This is a genomic window from Pseudomonas sp. AC242 (assembly GCF_979258655.1).
Genome location: NZ_OZ409873.1, coordinates 4,080,916 through 4,095,261 on the forward strand (window position 1 = coordinate 4,080,916; position 14,346 = coordinate 4,095,261).

The following is a 14,346-nucleotide window of genomic DNA, read 5'->3' on the forward strand; positions in this document are numbered from 1 at the left end:
AATTACATTCGGAAGACAATCATCAAATGAATGCTGACATTGTTCCTCCAGAGCACCGCTCCAGGATCATGTCCAAGATTCGGGGAAAGAACACAAAACCAGAAATGGTCGTGCGTTCACTATGTCACCAGATGGGGCTCCGATTCCGCCTGCACAGAAGAGACCTGCCGGGAACACCTGATCTGGTGTTCCCGAAATATCGCTTATGTATGTTCGTTCACGGCTGTTTTTGGCACCGCCATCCCGAGTGTAAATATGCATATATGCCAAAGAGCAGGGTCGATTTTTGGCAAACCAAATTTACGAAAAATGTTGAAAGGGATCTCCATGCCCAACAGGCTCTGATCGATCTGGGATGGCGGGTGGTAACTATCTGGGAGTGCCACACAAAAAACAGAGATCTCCTACGCGTTGAAATCCAAAACGCATTCAACATTGAAGCCTAAGGACTACATGCCTCTTCACCTCAAAATAATTGGCGTTTTTGAGGGCTTGACCATGCAGCGCTGAGCCCCTAGGCTCACAACTCGGCGCCTAAGAAACGCCTTAAACCAGAGCGGTACTCCGCACCCGACAGTCATGCGGCTTTTTTTCGTCTGCGGTTTCCCTACGCCTGCGAAAAATCCCGTTATGTCGGGAGTGGGCGAATACAAGACCCGAAAGGGAAATATGTCCGGCCCGTCTCTGGTGGGTTTCTTAGCTCCCGACACCCTAACGAATGCCCTAAGAAAGCAGCCAGAGGTAAATGGAAATGCCTGGATATCAAACCTTCATGATGAAGGTGAATCGCTGTACCCATAGAACGCCCTCGCCGCTTCCGACTCCGGAGGCCTGTCATGTCTGAGCCACTTTTACCGACTCGATTTACTCGCAACAAAACACACCTGCATGCCGTTCTGGTGGAGAACCAGGCGTGGTTCTGTGTCCATGAGCTGGGCCGATTGATGGGCAAACATCTTGATGAGCGCCAGCTACGCAAACTCGATGCTGATCAGCGTCAGTTGATGTGGGTGGAGCTTTTCGGCGAAACCGAAGAACAGTGGATGGTGAGTGAGTCCGGCGTGTACGCCTTGCTGATCTATCACTACTGTCCTGAGTACCGACAGCTTCGTGAGTGGGTGACGCTTCAGGTTGTGCCAACGCTGCGTGATGCTCGACCGTCGCGATCTGTGGAGCGTCCGACGTTGAGTGTTTTGAGTTGGCCGCAGATGTCGCTGAGTACGTTGCACTGGCAGGATGAGCCGTGGATTCGCTTGCGGGATATGCCTTGTTTGTTGGCGAATGATCCGTTTAATCGTCATGAGTCCTGGTGGCGCAAGGCTTCACGATTGTTGCGTGGAAGCTGATGGTTTCAGAATCCGCTGTTTGAGTTTCCAAGCAGCGGATTTTTTGTGCCTCAAAATACTTGGGGCTGCTCCGCAGCCAAGCGGGAGCAAGCTCCCTCGCCACAGGGTGATGCGTGGCCTGCAATGTCGGTGTGAATATTGAAATCTGGTTGATGCCGAAAATCGCCAGCACTCTGGCTCCCACAAATCCCGCATCATCCTGAAAACAATCAGTGCAACCCGCGCCGCCTCCCGCTATTAATACCCCTCCCCCACTCAAGGATCCGAGCCCCACCATGAAATTCGATCTCGCCTACTGCCTCAGCCTCGACGACAAGTTGTCGATCTATGATGTTCGCGATCTCAATTTCGATGAGACGGTGGCGTTTGACTCTGCGAAGGAGCACTTCCAGTGCCCCAACGATGCCTGTCGTTCGGCGTTCGAGGCTTCCAACGAGTTGGGCACGTTCAACGCCAAGAACGTGAATTACGTGCGCACGCCGCACTTCAAGAATCTGCCCACCACGCAGCATGTGGCGGGTTGTCCGTATGTGAGTTTGAAGGCTTCAGCATCTGGCGTTGAGACGGCGGATGGCGAGGTGGATGACGGGCGTGAGGAACACTTTCCATCGGAGTTGTTACTGACCCGGCGTGAGTATGTGCGCAAGCCTGTCGCGCCAGCAGGGGCGGAGGATGTGTTGCGCGATGATCCGGTGCGGGCGGCGGCGGACAGTGGTAAAGAGTCGGCGGGGCGCGAGTCGGCGCCGGACAAGACCAGTGTGTTTGCGCATCCGGTGGAGTGTTTTGTTTCCAACTTCGCCGACAAGGAGTTGCTTAAGCGGATGCCGTTGAAGGTTGGTGAGCATACGGCGCCGTACAGTTCGTTCTTCAAGAAGGTTGAGTATCTGACGGACAACAAGGGGCTGATTTACTGGGGGCGGATCAAGAAGATCGAGGACTTCCACAGTGCCAGTTTTCGTATCGATTTCGAAGACAAGGTCTGGTTCAAGAAGCCCGAGGACAGTAAGAAGAAGCCGTATCCGGTCAGCGTTTATCTGAACAAGAAGCTGATCGACAACTACCGCAAGCGCAAGGCGTTTCTGGAAGAGATCAAGCACGCGGTGGATAGCGACAAGGCGTTGTTCTGTTTCTTCTATGGGGTGACGCCGGAGTTGAAGCAGGTGCCCGGCAAGAAGAACCCCGAAAAGCCTTTCGAGGTCTTCAATGCCAATATCGAGAACCTGGATCACTTCATTATTCGTGAAGCGCCGGGGCTGGAGTGACGGTTAGCCTTGGGGTAGTTGCAGGTTGACGGCGCCGGGGTGTTGTTTGACGAGTGAGTACGGCAGGATCGACCAGTCGGGTCTATCGCAAGAGCGTTGCACGCGAGCGAAGTAGGCGCCGAGGTACAAGCCCTTCTCGGTGAAGTACCAAGGTGAAGTGCCCCAGATGCTCTCATCCTGGAAGTTGCAGTCGTCATCTCCCGTCGGTGTCTTCATTTCTGTGGGGTACAGGGCGGTGAATTGCTTGATTACCCAAGGTACCAACTCTTTGCTTACGTACTGATAGCGCGCGTTACTTTCGGCCTCGCTCAGCGGTTTGTCGCCCAGGCTGTCGCGCTCGGCATGCAAAATCGGCGTGCCCTTACCTACCCAAAAGACATCTTCGAGTGACAATGGGTGGCCGGTTTTTACATCAATGTTGAGGGGTGAATCGCCAAAATCAGGATGCGCGCCGCCGCAGTAATAGCTGGTCGAGATGTTCAGGCTGACTACCGCTGGCGAGATCATTTTCGGTTCTGCCTGCTGCATGAAGTCGACGTTCTCTCCGCCACTCAATTGGCAACTGTGATAGCGGATCACTTCAAGCCAGAGCCGCCCCAGCAATTGTTGATTGACCCGCTGCAGATCATCTTTCGGCAAACCGGATTCCACACTGAACAGGGCAATTTTCGAGTCGGGCTCCGTCCACCATTGCAGGGTGTAGCCCATGAAGGTCTCTTTCTTCGTGGCTTTGAGATTGAGCCCCTGCACTCGCAAGTATTCGTACAACTCACCGCTCGGCAGCGCGGCGATGATTGGCAGCGTGTTAGCGGTGGGCGTCGGAGTTTTGGCTTCGGCAAGTTTCACCGGCAACTTCTTGCCCTTCGGACTTTGCCACTCGCCCTGCCAGCCATCGCCGGTCTCTTCCAGCTTCAGCGTAGGCAGCGGCTTTTCATCACCGTAACGATTGTTGCCCTCGGTCAGGCTCAGTGTGCTGCCCTGAAACAAACCGCTGAGAGGTAAATCGCGATGATACTTCTCGTAGAAATAGCGACCAGTCACTTCGTCCGGCTGCGTGGTGTTGAGCTCCACGACAATCGGTGTCTTACCCAGCGTACCGGTAAATACGCGCCGGCCATCTTCGGCATGGGCAGTGGAAATCAGTGTGAACAGCGCCGCGGCATATGGCGCCAGGCGCATCAGTCCCTTGAGCATGAATCAATCCTTGAAGGAGTCGGAGAACGCGTCGGCACACAGGCGCCGGCGCTGAAAAATACGCTGCGGATTATGGCGGGGGCCACTTAACTATTCGAGTTTTCTTGCTCGTACTTTTTAAGCCAGGCTTCGTGCTCAAGGGCCGCAATTTCCCGAGCCATCTGTTGGCGACGTTCCTTGGCAGCATGAAGCTGGACGTCATCGAGAAAGCAGTAGTGACGCAGCCAGTGAAGCGCCATTTCCTCATCCGGAAAGTAGTAAGACTTGGCGCCCTTGCTGTTCCTGGGCGTGTCATTCATTTGCTCGTCAAAAACCATCGCTGTGATTTCATCCGGCGGCAAAGATCCCGTATGGGCGACCTTGTCCTGAAACATCCATGCAATCTCATCAATGTGTTTTTGCGCGCTGCGATGACTACGTCGATAGAACCGTTGATGCTCACAAGTCTGTTTCAGCCGCGCCAACATCAACTCAGGGTTAAGCCACTGCCCGAGGTCATGATGATGTGCGTTGATCACTATCCCCTTGACCCAACGATCCACGAATCGATCAACAAAGTCTTCTGTGTCAGCCTTTTTCGCATCAGCGAAAATCAGGCAATAGCGGGTTTGAACGTGAATGACCAGCAACACATGCTTGCGTTGTACCGTTATCGCGTGCACCAGCCACTGCTCGTCAGCGCCGTTCGACTCATCATCTTCAATGATTGGGGACGGCGGTTTAGCATCCACCGGCGTGATCTTTTTGCCCTTGTGGACACGGCTGAAGAATTTGCTGGCGGCTTCGGTGCAGTTAAAGATCAGCATGCTAGGCCCCATGTGATTTCTACAGAAAAGAAACATATTCTTGCGAACACGCTGACTGATTCCAACCCCCTTCGACGCACTAATCCAGTTTTACTCAGGGCAATTGCAATGGAACGCCGCCGGGGTGCTGTTTGATCAGGTCATAAGGCAGCACGCCCCATTCGACGTATCCGCACACGGCGGCGACATGTGGATACGACGGCGTGACAGTGATGCCGTTTGCGCTGAAGTACCACGATGGGAATGCCCAAGGTTCTTGCTCGTCGTACCCGCATTCGTTTTCGCCTTCCGCAACGACGGTCATTTCCCTGGAATAAAGCTTTAGTAGCTGCGCGACGAGCCAGGGTGAGAATTCTTTGGAGCGGTAGTTGTAATAGTCAGCGGAGGACACAGTAGAGGCGCCTTCCAATCCCTCCACATAATGAAAGGGCTTGCCCTGCCCCACCCACAGAACATCCTCAAGGGTCAGCAACTTCCCTGTTTGCGCATCAAAGTTGAGCGATTCATTGTTCTGATCCGGATAGGCACCGCCACAATAATATTCGGTAGAAATGCGCGCACTCATAACCGAAGACGACAACCATAGCGGCTGACTGGATTGCGAGTAACTCCCCGCACAGCTGAAGTGTGCGTCTACCTCGCCCCACAAGCGTGCCATTAAATATTGATTGATGCGCTCCCGCGCTTGCGGCGAATAACCCGATACCACTTCAAACAGCGAAGCCCCCGACTTCGCCTCGCTCCACCATTGCAGCGTGTAGCCCATGAAGGTTTCGGTTTTGCCTTTTACAAGTTGCAGACCCTGCAACCGTAGGTACTCGTACGGGTTCTTGTCATGCAGTTCGGTGAAATACGGCAAGGCACCGACGGGAACATCGGGGAGCTTGGTGGGCTGTAATTCGACCTTCAGGATCTTCCCGTCCGGGTTGCTCCATTCGCCGCTCCAGCCGTCGAGTTTTGGCTGCAAGCGCAGAGTCGGGCGCGAATGGCCATCCATCGCCGCGCCTTCGGCCATCACCAGCGCATCGTCTTCTTTGCTGATGTCCAGCGCCAAGTCTTTTCGGTATTTTTTGTAGAAGTAACGACCCTCGCTGTAGCGAGTGTCGATTTCCACAACGATCGCGGCTTTGCCCAGGGTGCCGGCGTACACCTGTTTGTTGTCTTCGGCCCATATCCGGGTTGAGAGCACTAAACCGGCGAGCATCAACATGCCGGAGATTCGCAACAGTCCGCGATACATCTTTCATCCTTGAGTGACTGGGCTTTTGCCCATGAGAAAACGTTGCGGATTATGTCGAGGTTGCGCGGGGGAATCGAGCGCCGTCGCGCTCAGCTCAAACACATGCTGATCATCACCATCAGCAACAGCCCGATGTACACACGCGCATGCACCCGATCCGGTATCCGCCCAATCCATGGCGCGGCCAAGCGAATCCCGATGAGCGAGCCAACCGTCAGCAGCGCAAACGCCAGCAAATCCACATACCCGACAAACCACGCGCCCATGTCAGCCTGACTGAAACCGGCTAACGCCATGTACGTCAGCGTCCCGGCCAATGCCACCGGCACACTCAACGGATTGGCCATGGACGTCGCTTGCGACATGCTCAATCCACAACGGCGCAGCAGCGGCACGGTCATGACGCTGCCTCCTACACCGAGAAACGTCGCGATGGCGCCAATGCCTACACCACCTGCGGAAGTTTCCGTAGCGCCAAGTCGGCGTGGGATGACGTCTGCGTTCTGAGTGAGAAAGCCGCGTCGCAGCAGGCAATCGACAATGGTCACGCCGAGGTAGCCGATGAATGCGTAGCGAATCACGTCGCCGCTGACCCACACCGCCGCTATTGCGCCAACGACCGCACCCATCCCGATAAACCCACCCAACGGCCACAGGTAATGACGGATCAGGTTGCCGGCGCGGCGATGTTTGTCGGTGGCTATCAGGGCGTTGACGATCATCACGCAGGTCGAGGTGGCGACGGCGATGTGCATCGCCGATTGGCCGATCGGGCCGATCGGGTCGTCGGCGCCGTGGCTGGCGGTGAGCAGGCGATACAGCAGCGGCACCACGACGAAGCCGCCGCCGAAGCCGAACAGCACGGCGGTGATGCCGGTCAGGCAGCCGAAGAGGGTCAGCAGTAAATAGAACATGTCGAGGCTTCCGTGGTAGGAGAGCGGTCGACGATAGAGCGGCAGCGCTTGGCCTGCTTCAGCAAGTCAGCCAATAATGTTTGCGTTTACGCCAACCACTGGAAAACGCCTGATGCGCAATGTTTCGATCAATCTGCTGGATGACACGTCGCGCGCGGTGGTGGCGATCGGTACGGATTATTCCCACGGTCACTTGCTGCCTTTTCATACGCATCGACGGGCGCAGTTGTTGTACGGCGCGACCGGCGTGATGCAGGTCAGCACCTATGATGGCAACTGGGTGGTGCCGCCGCAGCGGGCGGTGTGGATTCCACCGGGGGTGGCGCATGAGGTGTTGATGCTTGGGGTCAGCACTCGCAGCTTGTACATCGAACCCGGTGCGGTGGATTTGGGGGAGCGCTGTCAGGTGATCAGTGTGTCGCCGTTGATGCGGCATTTGCTGATGGAGGCGGTGGAGGTGCCGCTGGCCTATGACTTGGTCGGCCGCGACGGCGTGTTGATTGATCTGTTGCTGCATGAATTGACGCGCAGTGCGCCGCTGCCGTTGCACATCCCGCTACCGACTGACGGAAAGCTCCTCTCTCTGTGTCAGAACTTTCTGCATCAGCCGTACGCCCACCAATCGCCACAGCATTGGGCTGACCAATTACACATAAGCTTGCGTACCTTCAACAGACTGTTTCGCCAACAAACCGGGCTGAGCTTCAGACAATGGCGGCAGCAGGCATGCGTGGTCCTGGCGCTGGCGCGCTTGGCCTCGGGTGAAGCGGTGACACGCATCGCCCTGGACTTCGGTTATGAAAGCCCGGCGGCGTTCTCGACGATGTTCCGGCGGATCCTCGGGCAGGCACCGTCCGTCTGGTTGGAGGCGGCGAATTAGCGCAAATCAAAAAATGCGTTTGATCCCGGCCGAAAACAACTGTACAAAAACACAGTACATTTTCAATCAGCACTCTTGAGCCCGGAGCACACCATGGCCTCTCTTGCGATGAACCACATCCTCGAACGCATTGCCCTTTTCCAGTTCACCCCGACGCACTGCGTCCAGGCCCGAGCGATGCTGGGCTGGAGCGTGGACCAGCTATCGCGGGAGGCAGAGGTTTCGGTTGAAGACATTCAACGCTTTGAAGCGCAGCAGGATGTCGCGGATGCGGCGCGACTGGCGTTGGCTTACCGGTTCGAGGCGCAGGGGCTGGTGTTCTTTCCCGGGTTTACGCCGGGGCGTAGTGCGAGTTTTCAGGGTGCGCCATTGGAATCGGCGGGGCGTGGGGATTTTGCGATGGCTGAGTAAGACAATCGCCCCCGAAGGGGCGAACTGGGCGAGCTATCAAGCGCTTTGCACCACCGCCTCACTCTCCCCTTCAACCGTCAACCACCACGCCTCCCCGCGTTGCGGTTGAGCGATGTTAAACGCCTCGCCCATCTGCGGCGTGGTAATGGAAATACTGCGTTCCCACGCCAGTGCCAGAATCCGGTCAAATGGTTCGTGCCAGGCGTGCATGGCCAGGTCGAAGGTGCCGTTGTGGATCGGGAAGAGCCAGCGGCCCTTGAGGTCGATGTGCGCTTGCAGGGTTTCTTCGGGCTGCATGTGCACATGCGGCCATTCGACGTTGTAGGCGCCGGTTTCCATCAGGGTCAGGTCGAACGGGCCGTACTGTTCGCCGATGCGTTTGAAGCCGTCGAAGTAGCCGCTGTCGCCGCTGAAGAAGATCCGCGTGTCACCGTCGATCATCACCCAGGACGCCCACAGGGAGCTGTTGCCATCGAACAGGCCACGGCCGGAAAAGTGCTGAGACGGTGTGGCGACGAAACGGATGCCGGCAATCTCGGCGCCCTGCCACCAATCGTACTGGCGGACTTTGCTGGCATCGATGCCCCATTTGATCAGCGTGTCGCCGACGCCGAGCGGGGTCAGGAACAGGTTGGTCTTGGCGGCCAGTCTAAGCACGGCCTGGTAATCGAGGTGGTCGTAATGGTTGTGCGACAGAATCACCGCTTCGATCGGCGGCAACTGGTCGATGCTGATCGGTGGCTGATGGAAGCGTTTCGGCCCGGCCCACTGCACCGGCGATGCGCGCTCGGCGAAGACCGGGTCGGTGATGAAGAATTTGTCGCGCAGCTTCAGCAAAAGGGTCGAGTGACCGAGGCGATAGACGCTGTGATTGGGCGCTGCCAGCAGTTCTTCCCGGGTCAACGCTTGCACCGGGATCGGCGCTGCGGGCCGGGTGTTGCGCGGTTTGTGGAAAATCATGTTCCACATGATCCGCAGCATTTTGCGCACACCTTCGCGTTGCACGGGTGCGTGATTGCGAAACAGCCCCTGATGCTGCCGCGAGGCTTCAGGCGTGGATGTGTGATCCGGGATCGAAACTGGATTGGCCATGACTGAGTGACTCCAGAAAAACCGCGCAATTCGCGGTTTTTCCACGGTGGGACGATAAATGGCCAAAGCTGCACGCATAGGCCGAACTGCTGTTTTTTAGGTTGCGAGGATTAACGCAACATTACACTGCTCGGTGTAGTTTCTAGGTTGCATCAAAGCGGATGACAAGTAAACTGCCAAGTGTAATTTCATCTTTTCTCTGCCGAAGCGTACTTATGACAGCTCCACAGCGCCTCACCGACCGTAAACGCGAAGCCATTATTCAGGCGGCAATTGCCGAATTCCGCGCGAACGGTTTCGAGATCACCAGCATGGACAAGATTGCTGCCACCGCCGGTGTGTCGAAGCGTACGGTGTACAACCATTTCCCCAGCAAAGAAGAGTTGTTCGCCGAAATTCTCAACCAGTTGTGGGCACGAATCAGCGCAGAACAATCGGTCGTGTATAACCGTGATCAGCCGTTGCGCGAGCAATTACGGCAGATGCTCCAGGCCAAGGTGCAGTTGATGGCTGACGAGAATTTCCTGACCTTGGCTCGGGTGGCGATTGCCGCCACCATTCACTCGCCGGAGCGCGCGCAGAACATGATCGAGCGCATGGGCGAGCGCGAGGAAGGCCTGACCGTATGGATTCGCGCCGCGCAGGCCGACGGCCGATTGAAACCGGTCGACCCGGAGTTTGCCGCCCATCAAGTACAAGGCTTGCTCAAGACCTTCGGCTTCTGGCCGCAGATGTCGATGGGCCGCGCCGCCCTCGATGTCGACATGCAGAACACCGTCGCCGAATCGGCGCTGGAGATGTTTCTGGCCTGCTATCAGCTCTAAATCGCCCTTCTCCTGCGCGAGTCACTGATTAAATGGCTCGGAAGGACACTGATTATTCCCGTTGGAATAAATGACAATGTCCGACAATCGACCGACGAACGGTTAGCCTGAGAAAATACTGCAAAGTATTTCAGGATGAATTTCGCGCAGGGCATCATGGAAAACCAACGCGGCAAAGGCTTGTCATTCGCCCGGCGCATTTACCTGCCCAGGGCCATTGGTCTGGGCGTGGGATTCTTCAGCGTCGCTGCGGCGCTGTATCCGCTGAACATACCCGGCTGGCTGTGGGCGCTGTTGTTATTCAACGGCTTCGCCTGGCCGCACTTCGCTTACCAGATCTCCACGCGCTCGGCGTTCCCGTATCAGGCTGAACGGCGCAATTTGTTATACGACTCGATGTTCGGCGGTTTCTGGGCGGCGTGCTTTCAGTTCAACCCGCTAACCACCGTGACCATCCTGTCGATGATGACCATGAACAATGTTGCCGCCGGCGGCCAACGTCTGTTCGTGTTCGGCGCCCTCGCGCAACTCGCCGGTGTTCTGCTGGGCTGGGCGATTTTCGGCGTCAAATTCAGTCTGACGATGACGCAGCCTCAGGTCTGGGCCTGCCTGCCAATGCTCACCCTGTATCCGTTGGCGCTGGGCATGGTCTGTTATCGCCTGGCGATCAAACTCTCCCAACACAAACGCGCACTGAGCGCCCTCAGCCGTACTGACAGCCTCACCGGCCTGCTCAACCACGGGGCCTGGAAAGACCTGCTGCACCTGAAATTCAAACAGTGCCGCCAACACAACTCCCAAGCCACGCTGGCATTGATCGACATCGACCATTTCAAGGAGATCAACGACAGCTTCGGGCACATCGTCGGCGATGAGGTGCTGCGGCAATTGAGTAAAGAGCTCAAGCGCCTGCTGGATCAGTACGAATTGGCCGGGCGCTACGGCGGTGACGAGTTCTGCGTAATCCTGCCGACCCTGCCACTGCACAAGGCCGAAGCCCTGATGGAGCAATTGCGCGAGGCATTGCAGCAGTATCGTCATCCGCACGTGCCAGAGTTGCGAGTGGGCCTGAGTATCGGTTTGGCGCGCTATCAATCCTTGTACAAGGATCCACTGGACTGGCTGGACGATGCCGACAAAGCGCTCTACACCGCTAAACACACGGGTCGCAACACCATTAGCGTGGCCTTGAGCCGTGCCGCGACAGACAACGCCAGCGCCTAAAAAGTTATACAAACTTACAAATAATTACTTCCTTGTACAACTTTATGAAGTTTTGTATAAGTAGCCATCTGCCAGCTATGGAATGCTGGCATTGAGCAGTCATCGCCGAATGCCGTCCGCGCATTCGGTCTGCCGGCGCGGAAATAGGGACTGAATCCTCGATCTTCCCCACTTCCAGAGTACTGCGAACATGTTCTTCAATCGCCACAAAGCCGTCGTCGACGATCTTCAGCGCACCCTCACCGAACAAGCCGGCCTGCTCGATGCGATCAATCGCTCGATGGCGGTGATCGAGTTCGACCTCGATGGCGTGGTGTTGCGTGCCAATGACAACTTTCTCCAGACCATGGGTTACACCGCCGAACAAGCGATCGGCCAACCGCACCGGCGCTTTTGCACAGCAGAATTCGGGCGTAGCGCTCAATACACTGATTTGTGGTCACGCCTGAAAAACGGCCAGTTTCAGTCCGGTACATTTGAACGCGTCAACAGCAAAGGTCAGCCTATCTGGCTTGAAGCCAGCTACAACCCGATCAAGGATGCCTCGGGTCGCGTGGTGAAAGTGGTCAAGTACGCCATGGACGTGACCGCCAAGGTGCAGCAGGAAAGTGAGGCCAACGCCAAGTTGCAGGCGATTGACCGGGCAATGGCGGTCATCGAATTCAACCTCGACGGCAGCATTCTTACGGCCAATCAGAATTTTCTGACGCGCATGGGTTACACCCTCGCCGAGCTGAAAGGCAAACATCACCGTTTGTTCTGCACGCCGGAACTGGTCAACAGCAGCGCCTATGAGGATTTCTGGCGGCGCTTGAATCAGGGCGAGCTTTTCCAGGGGCAGTTCGAACGCGTGGATAAACGCGGGCAAATCGTCTGGCTCGAAGCCAATTACAACCCGGTTTATGACGCTGCCGGGCGCTTGTGCAAAGTGGTGAAATTCGCCTCCGACGTCACCGCCCGGGTCGAGCAACACGAACAGGATGCGCGCAGTGCCAGTGCGGCGTATCACATCTCGGTGGCGACGCGAAAAGTCGCCGAGCAAGGTACGCAGGTGATCCAGCAGGCCGCCAGTGAAATGCGTGAAATCGCCGAAGACATTGCCCAATCGTCGACGTTGATTGCGCAACTGGGCGAGCGCTCTGAGCAGATCACCGCCATCGTCAACACGATCCGCGCGATTGCCGACCAGACCAATCTGCTGGCGCTCAATGCCGCCATTGAGGCCGCGCGCGCCGGTGAGCAGGGTCGCGGATTTGCCGTGGTTGCCGATGAAGTACGCCAACTGGCGGCACGTACCAGTGGCTCAACGGCGGAGATATCCACCATGATCGGTTTGATCCAGAGCGAAACTCGCCAGGCCATCAAGAGCATGGAAGGCACCCGGGGTCGCGCGGCTGAAGGGGTCGAGTTGGCGAATCAGGCGGGCACGGTGATCTTGCAGATTCGTGATGGCGCCAGTGAGGCGGTGGATGCGGTGAGCATGTTTGCCAATGAGCGGGTGCCGGGTTAAAGGCAGGTAGACCGCGTCGTTGCCTTCGCGAGCAAGCTCGCTCCCACAGGGAAAATGCATTCCAATGTGGGAGCGAGCCTGCTCGCGAAGAGGTCATGAGCCGCAATGCAGGACTATAGTGAGCTTCAGTCTCAAGTCCTGCCGAGTGCATCATGACCACTGAAAAACCCGCCACACCTGATACAGCTCCCGTCGATCACCTGCGCTTCCACCGCCCCAACGCCCACCTCAACACGACTTTCGGCAACGACACCTTCGCCCTGCGCGCCGAGGCGTTTGCGCGGTTCTTCGGCACGCCAATGTTCCTCGGCGCGCAAACCCTGATTGTGCTGTTGTGGGTCTGCCTGAACGTGTTTGGCGTGACCACTTTCGACGTTTACCCGTTCATCCTGTTGAACCTCGCCTTCAGTCTGCAATCGGCCTACGCCGCGCCGCTGATTCTGCTCGCACAAACACGCCAGGCCGCGCGCGACAAGGCACAAGCCGATGCCGATGCGCTACACCGTGAAGCGCTGGCACAGGCCAATACCGAGCGTCAGGCCCAAGCCGCGAAGAACACCGCGCAACTGCTTGAACTGCTGGAGCAGAACACCCGCCTCACCGAGATGACCAAAAACCTCACCGAACGCATCGCCAGCCTGACCAGCGAGCTGCACGATCACATGCGCCAGAATCCGCAGCGCTGATCACGGCAACCGTAACGCCCGCCCGAGCTCATCGAACAACGTCACCACCGAGCGCAAAGCTCGGCAATCCGGGCGAGTCAGCAGCCATAACGCGGTGTCGTAACCGTGCAACGGCTCGCTCAATGGTTGCAAACCGTCGGTGATCAGAAAGTCCGGTAACGCCGCCACGCCGAGGCCAGCACGAACCAACTCCGTCACCGACAACATACTGTTGCAGCGATATCCCGGAGTGACGCCGGGCAAGTGCTGGCGACGCCAGGCGATGGTCGGATGATCGGGCAAAAAGTCATCCGGGGCGATCCAGTTCAGCGCGGCCAGATCCGTCGCATCGACGTTTTGCAGATAGCGCGCACTGGCGCAGACCCGGTAGGAAATCTTCGCCAGTTGCCGTCCGACCAGATGCTCCGGAGGTGTACGCGTCAGGCGCAGGGCGATGTCGGCATCGCGGCGGCTGAGGTTGGCGAAATCGTTGGAGGTGCTCAGTTCTATGGTCAGCGCTGGGTAATTGGGCATGAACTGCGCCAGCGCCGGCAGCAGCAAACCCTGCAATACCGAATCGGTGCAGGTCAGGCGCACCGTACCGCTGACCACTTCCCCGCCCTGCTCCACGCCGATACGTGCGGCTTCCAGTGCCTGTTCGGCGCGTTCGGCTTGCTCGGCCAACGTCTGCGCGAGAGTTGTCGGTAAATAGCCGGAGCGGCTTTTTTCGAACAACTGCTGACCCAGTGCGGCTTCGAGACGACGCACGGCGCGGAATACCGTCGACACGTCGACTTTCAACAACTGCGCGGCCCGGGCCAGCGAGCCGCCACGCACCAAGGCGAGGATCAGGGCCAGATCGGGATAGTCGAGTTGATAGTGCGTCGCTGCATTAATCACTTGGCTAAACGCCCATATTGAGTGCGTGAACGCCAATCTATAGTGAGTGCCATCAATCAACAAGCGCAGGGAACCCCC

14 protein-coding genes and 2 pseudogenes are annotated in these 14,346 nt (G+C 57.2%); 10 read left to right on the top strand and 6 right to left on the bottom strand.

Going from position 1 to position 14,346, the window contains the following annotated elements; genetic code table 11:
• Positions 1 to 26 precede the first annotated feature (26 nt).
• From ACZZ0A_RS18290 to ACZZ0A_RS18300, 3 genes are all read left to right on the top strand, one after another.
• Positions 27 to 446: a very short patch repair endonuclease gene (locus ACZZ0A_RS18290; protein WP_463543546.1), complete on the top strand. Its 420-nt coding sequence runs from the start codon at positions 27 to 29 to the stop codon at positions 444 to 446.
• Positions 447 to 836: 390 nt separating this feature from the next.
• Complete coding sequence (locus ACZZ0A_RS18295; RefSeq protein ID WP_463543547.1) at positions 837 to 1,346, top strand: BRO-N domain-containing protein; 510 nt, start codon at positions 837 to 839, stop codon at positions 1,344 to 1,346.
• Positions 1,347 to 1,621: 275 nt separating this feature from the next.
• Entirely contained in the window at positions 1,622 to 2,608 is a 987-nt protein-coding gene (locus ACZZ0A_RS18300) for a hypothetical protein (RefSeq protein WP_463543548.1), read from the top strand.
• Between the two features lie 3 nt (positions 2,609 to 2,611).
• On the opposite strand, the gene ACZZ0A_RS18305 is transcribed toward ACZZ0A_RS18300, so the two are convergent.
• From ACZZ0A_RS18305 to ACZZ0A_RS18320, 4 genes are all read right to left on the bottom strand, one after another.
• A complete protein-coding gene (locus ACZZ0A_RS18305; RefSeq protein ID WP_463543549.1) occupies positions 2,612 to 3,802 on the bottom strand; it encodes a hypothetical protein in 1,191 nt (396 codons plus the stop codon).
• An 86-nt stretch (positions 3,803 to 3,888) separates the two neighbouring features.
• Positions 3,889 to 4,608 (bottom strand): DUF6933 domain-containing protein, encoded by a 720-nt coding sequence (locus ACZZ0A_RS18310; protein WP_414893929.1) that lies wholly within the window; start codon positions 4,606 to 4,608, stop codon positions 3,889 to 3,891.
• A 94-nt stretch (positions 4,609 to 4,702) separates the two neighbouring features.
• A complete protein-coding gene (locus ACZZ0A_RS18315) occupies positions 4,703 to 5,848 on the bottom strand; it encodes a hypothetical protein (RefSeq protein WP_463543550.1) in 1,146 nt (381 codons plus the stop codon).
• Between the two features lie 89 nt (positions 5,849 to 5,937).
• Positions 5,938 to 6,762 (bottom strand): sulfite exporter TauE/SafE family protein, encoded by an 825-nt coding sequence (locus ACZZ0A_RS18320; protein ID WP_463543551.1) that lies wholly within the window; start codon positions 6,760 to 6,762, stop codon positions 5,938 to 5,940.
• A gap of 112 nt (positions 6,763 to 6,874) precedes the next feature.
• Between ACZZ0A_RS18320 and ACZZ0A_RS18325 the strand changes: the two genes are divergently transcribed.
• The gene (locus ACZZ0A_RS18325; RefSeq protein ID WP_463543552.1) at positions 6,875 to 7,642 is read left to right on the top strand and encodes an AraC family transcriptional regulator; all 768 of its coding nucleotides are present in this window, start codon (positions 6,875 to 6,877) and stop codon (positions 7,640 to 7,642) included.
• Positions 7,643 to 7,735: 93 nt separating this feature from the next.
• Positions 7,736 to 8,053: a helix-turn-helix domain-containing protein gene (locus tag ACZZ0A_RS18330; RefSeq protein WP_007912671.1), complete on the top strand. Its 318-nt coding sequence runs from the start codon at positions 7,736 to 7,738 to the stop codon at positions 8,051 to 8,053.
• 36 nt (positions 8,054 to 8,089) lie between these two features.
• On the opposite strand, the gene ACZZ0A_RS18335 is transcribed toward ACZZ0A_RS18330, so the two are convergent.
• Positions 8,090 to 9,145 (bottom strand): MBL fold metallo-hydrolase, encoded by a 1,056-nt coding sequence (locus ACZZ0A_RS18335; RefSeq protein WP_123376425.1) that lies wholly within the window; start codon positions 9,143 to 9,145, stop codon positions 8,090 to 8,092.
• A 215-nt stretch (positions 9,146 to 9,360) separates the two neighbouring features.
• On the opposite strand from ACZZ0A_RS18335, the gene ACZZ0A_RS18340 reads away from it, so the two are divergent.
• From ACZZ0A_RS18340 to ACZZ0A_RS18360, 5 genes and pseudogenes are all read left to right on the top strand, one after another.
• The gene (locus tag ACZZ0A_RS18340) at positions 9,361 to 9,969 is read left to right on the top strand and encodes a TetR/AcrR family transcriptional regulator (RefSeq protein WP_095112228.1); all 609 of its coding nucleotides are present in this window, start codon (positions 9,361 to 9,363) and stop codon (positions 9,967 to 9,969) included.
• Positions 9,970 to 10,125: 156 nt separating this feature from the next.
• Complete coding sequence (locus tag ACZZ0A_RS18345) at positions 10,126 to 11,193, top strand: diguanylate cyclase (protein ID WP_095112430.1); 1,068 nt, start codon at positions 10,126 to 10,128, stop codon at positions 11,191 to 11,193.
• A gap of 280 nt (positions 11,194 to 11,473) precedes the next feature.
• Positions 11,474 to 12,157 (top strand): annotated as a pseudogene (locus tag ACZZ0A_RS18350) (PAS domain-containing protein); the annotation flags it as partial.
• A gap of 108 nt (positions 12,158 to 12,265) precedes the next feature.
• Positions 12,266 to 12,703: pseudogene (locus tag ACZZ0A_RS18355) on the top strand (methyl-accepting chemotaxis protein); the annotation flags it as partial.
• Positions 12,704 to 12,855: 152 nt separating this feature from the next.
• A complete protein-coding gene (locus tag ACZZ0A_RS18360) occupies positions 12,856 to 13,389 on the top strand; it encodes a DUF1003 domain-containing protein (RefSeq protein ID WP_463543553.1) in 534 nt (177 codons plus the stop codon).
• Here ACZZ0A_RS18360 and ACZZ0A_RS18365 read toward each other — a convergent pair whose 3' ends face one another.
• Complete coding sequence (locus ACZZ0A_RS18365) at positions 13,390 to 14,331, bottom strand: LysR family transcriptional regulator (RefSeq protein ID WP_095112231.1); 942 nt, start codon at positions 14,329 to 14,331, stop codon at positions 13,390 to 13,392.
• Between the last annotated feature and the right edge of the window lie 15 nt (positions 14,332 to 14,346).

Excerpts from the sequence above, each read along its gene's own strand:
- ACZZ0A_RS18290 (WP_463543546.1), top strand. The coding sequence starts at position 27 with ATGAATGCTGACATTGTTCCTCCAGAGCACCGCTCCAGGATCATGTCC.
- ACZZ0A_RS18295 (WP_463543547.1), top strand. The coding sequence starts at position 837 with ATGTCTGAGCCACTTTTACCGACTCGATTTACTCGCAACAAAACACAC.
- ACZZ0A_RS18300 (WP_463543548.1), top strand. The coding sequence starts at position 1,622 with ATGAAATTCGATCTCGCCTACTGCCTCAGCCTCGACGACAAGTTGTCG.
- ACZZ0A_RS18305 (WP_463543549.1), bottom strand. The coding sequence starts at position 3,802 with ATGCTCAAGGGACTGATGCGCCTGGCGCCATATGCCGCGGCGCTGTTC.
- ACZZ0A_RS18310 (WP_414893929.1), bottom strand. The coding sequence starts at position 4,608 with ATGCTGATCTTTAACTGCACCGAAGCCGCCAGCAAATTCTTCAGCCGT.
- ACZZ0A_RS18315 (WP_463543550.1), bottom strand. The coding sequence starts at position 5,848 with ATGTATCGCGGACTGTTGCGAATCTCCGGCATGTTGATGCTCGCCGGT.
- ACZZ0A_RS18320 (WP_463543551.1), bottom strand. The coding sequence starts at position 6,762 with ATGTTCTATTTACTGCTGACCCTCTTCGGCTGCCTGACCGGCATCACC.
- ACZZ0A_RS18325 (WP_463543552.1), top strand. The coding sequence starts at position 6,875 with ATGCGCAATGTTTCGATCAATCTGCTGGATGACACGTCGCGCGCGGTG.
- ACZZ0A_RS18330 (WP_007912671.1), top strand. The coding sequence starts at position 7,736 with ATGGCCTCTCTTGCGATGAACCACATCCTCGAACGCATTGCCCTTTTC.
- ACZZ0A_RS18335 (WP_123376425.1), bottom strand. The coding sequence starts at position 9,145 with ATGGCCAATCCAGTTTCGATCCCGGATCACACATCCACGCCTGAAGCC.
- ACZZ0A_RS18340 (WP_095112228.1), top strand. The coding sequence starts at position 9,361 with ATGACAGCTCCACAGCGCCTCACCGACCGTAAACGCGAAGCCATTATT.
- ACZZ0A_RS18345 (WP_095112430.1), top strand. The coding sequence starts at position 10,126 with ATGGAAAACCAACGCGGCAAAGGCTTGTCATTCGCCCGGCGCATTTAC.
- ACZZ0A_RS18360 (WP_463543553.1), top strand. The coding sequence starts at position 12,856 with ATGACCACTGAAAAACCCGCCACACCTGATACAGCTCCCGTCGATCAC.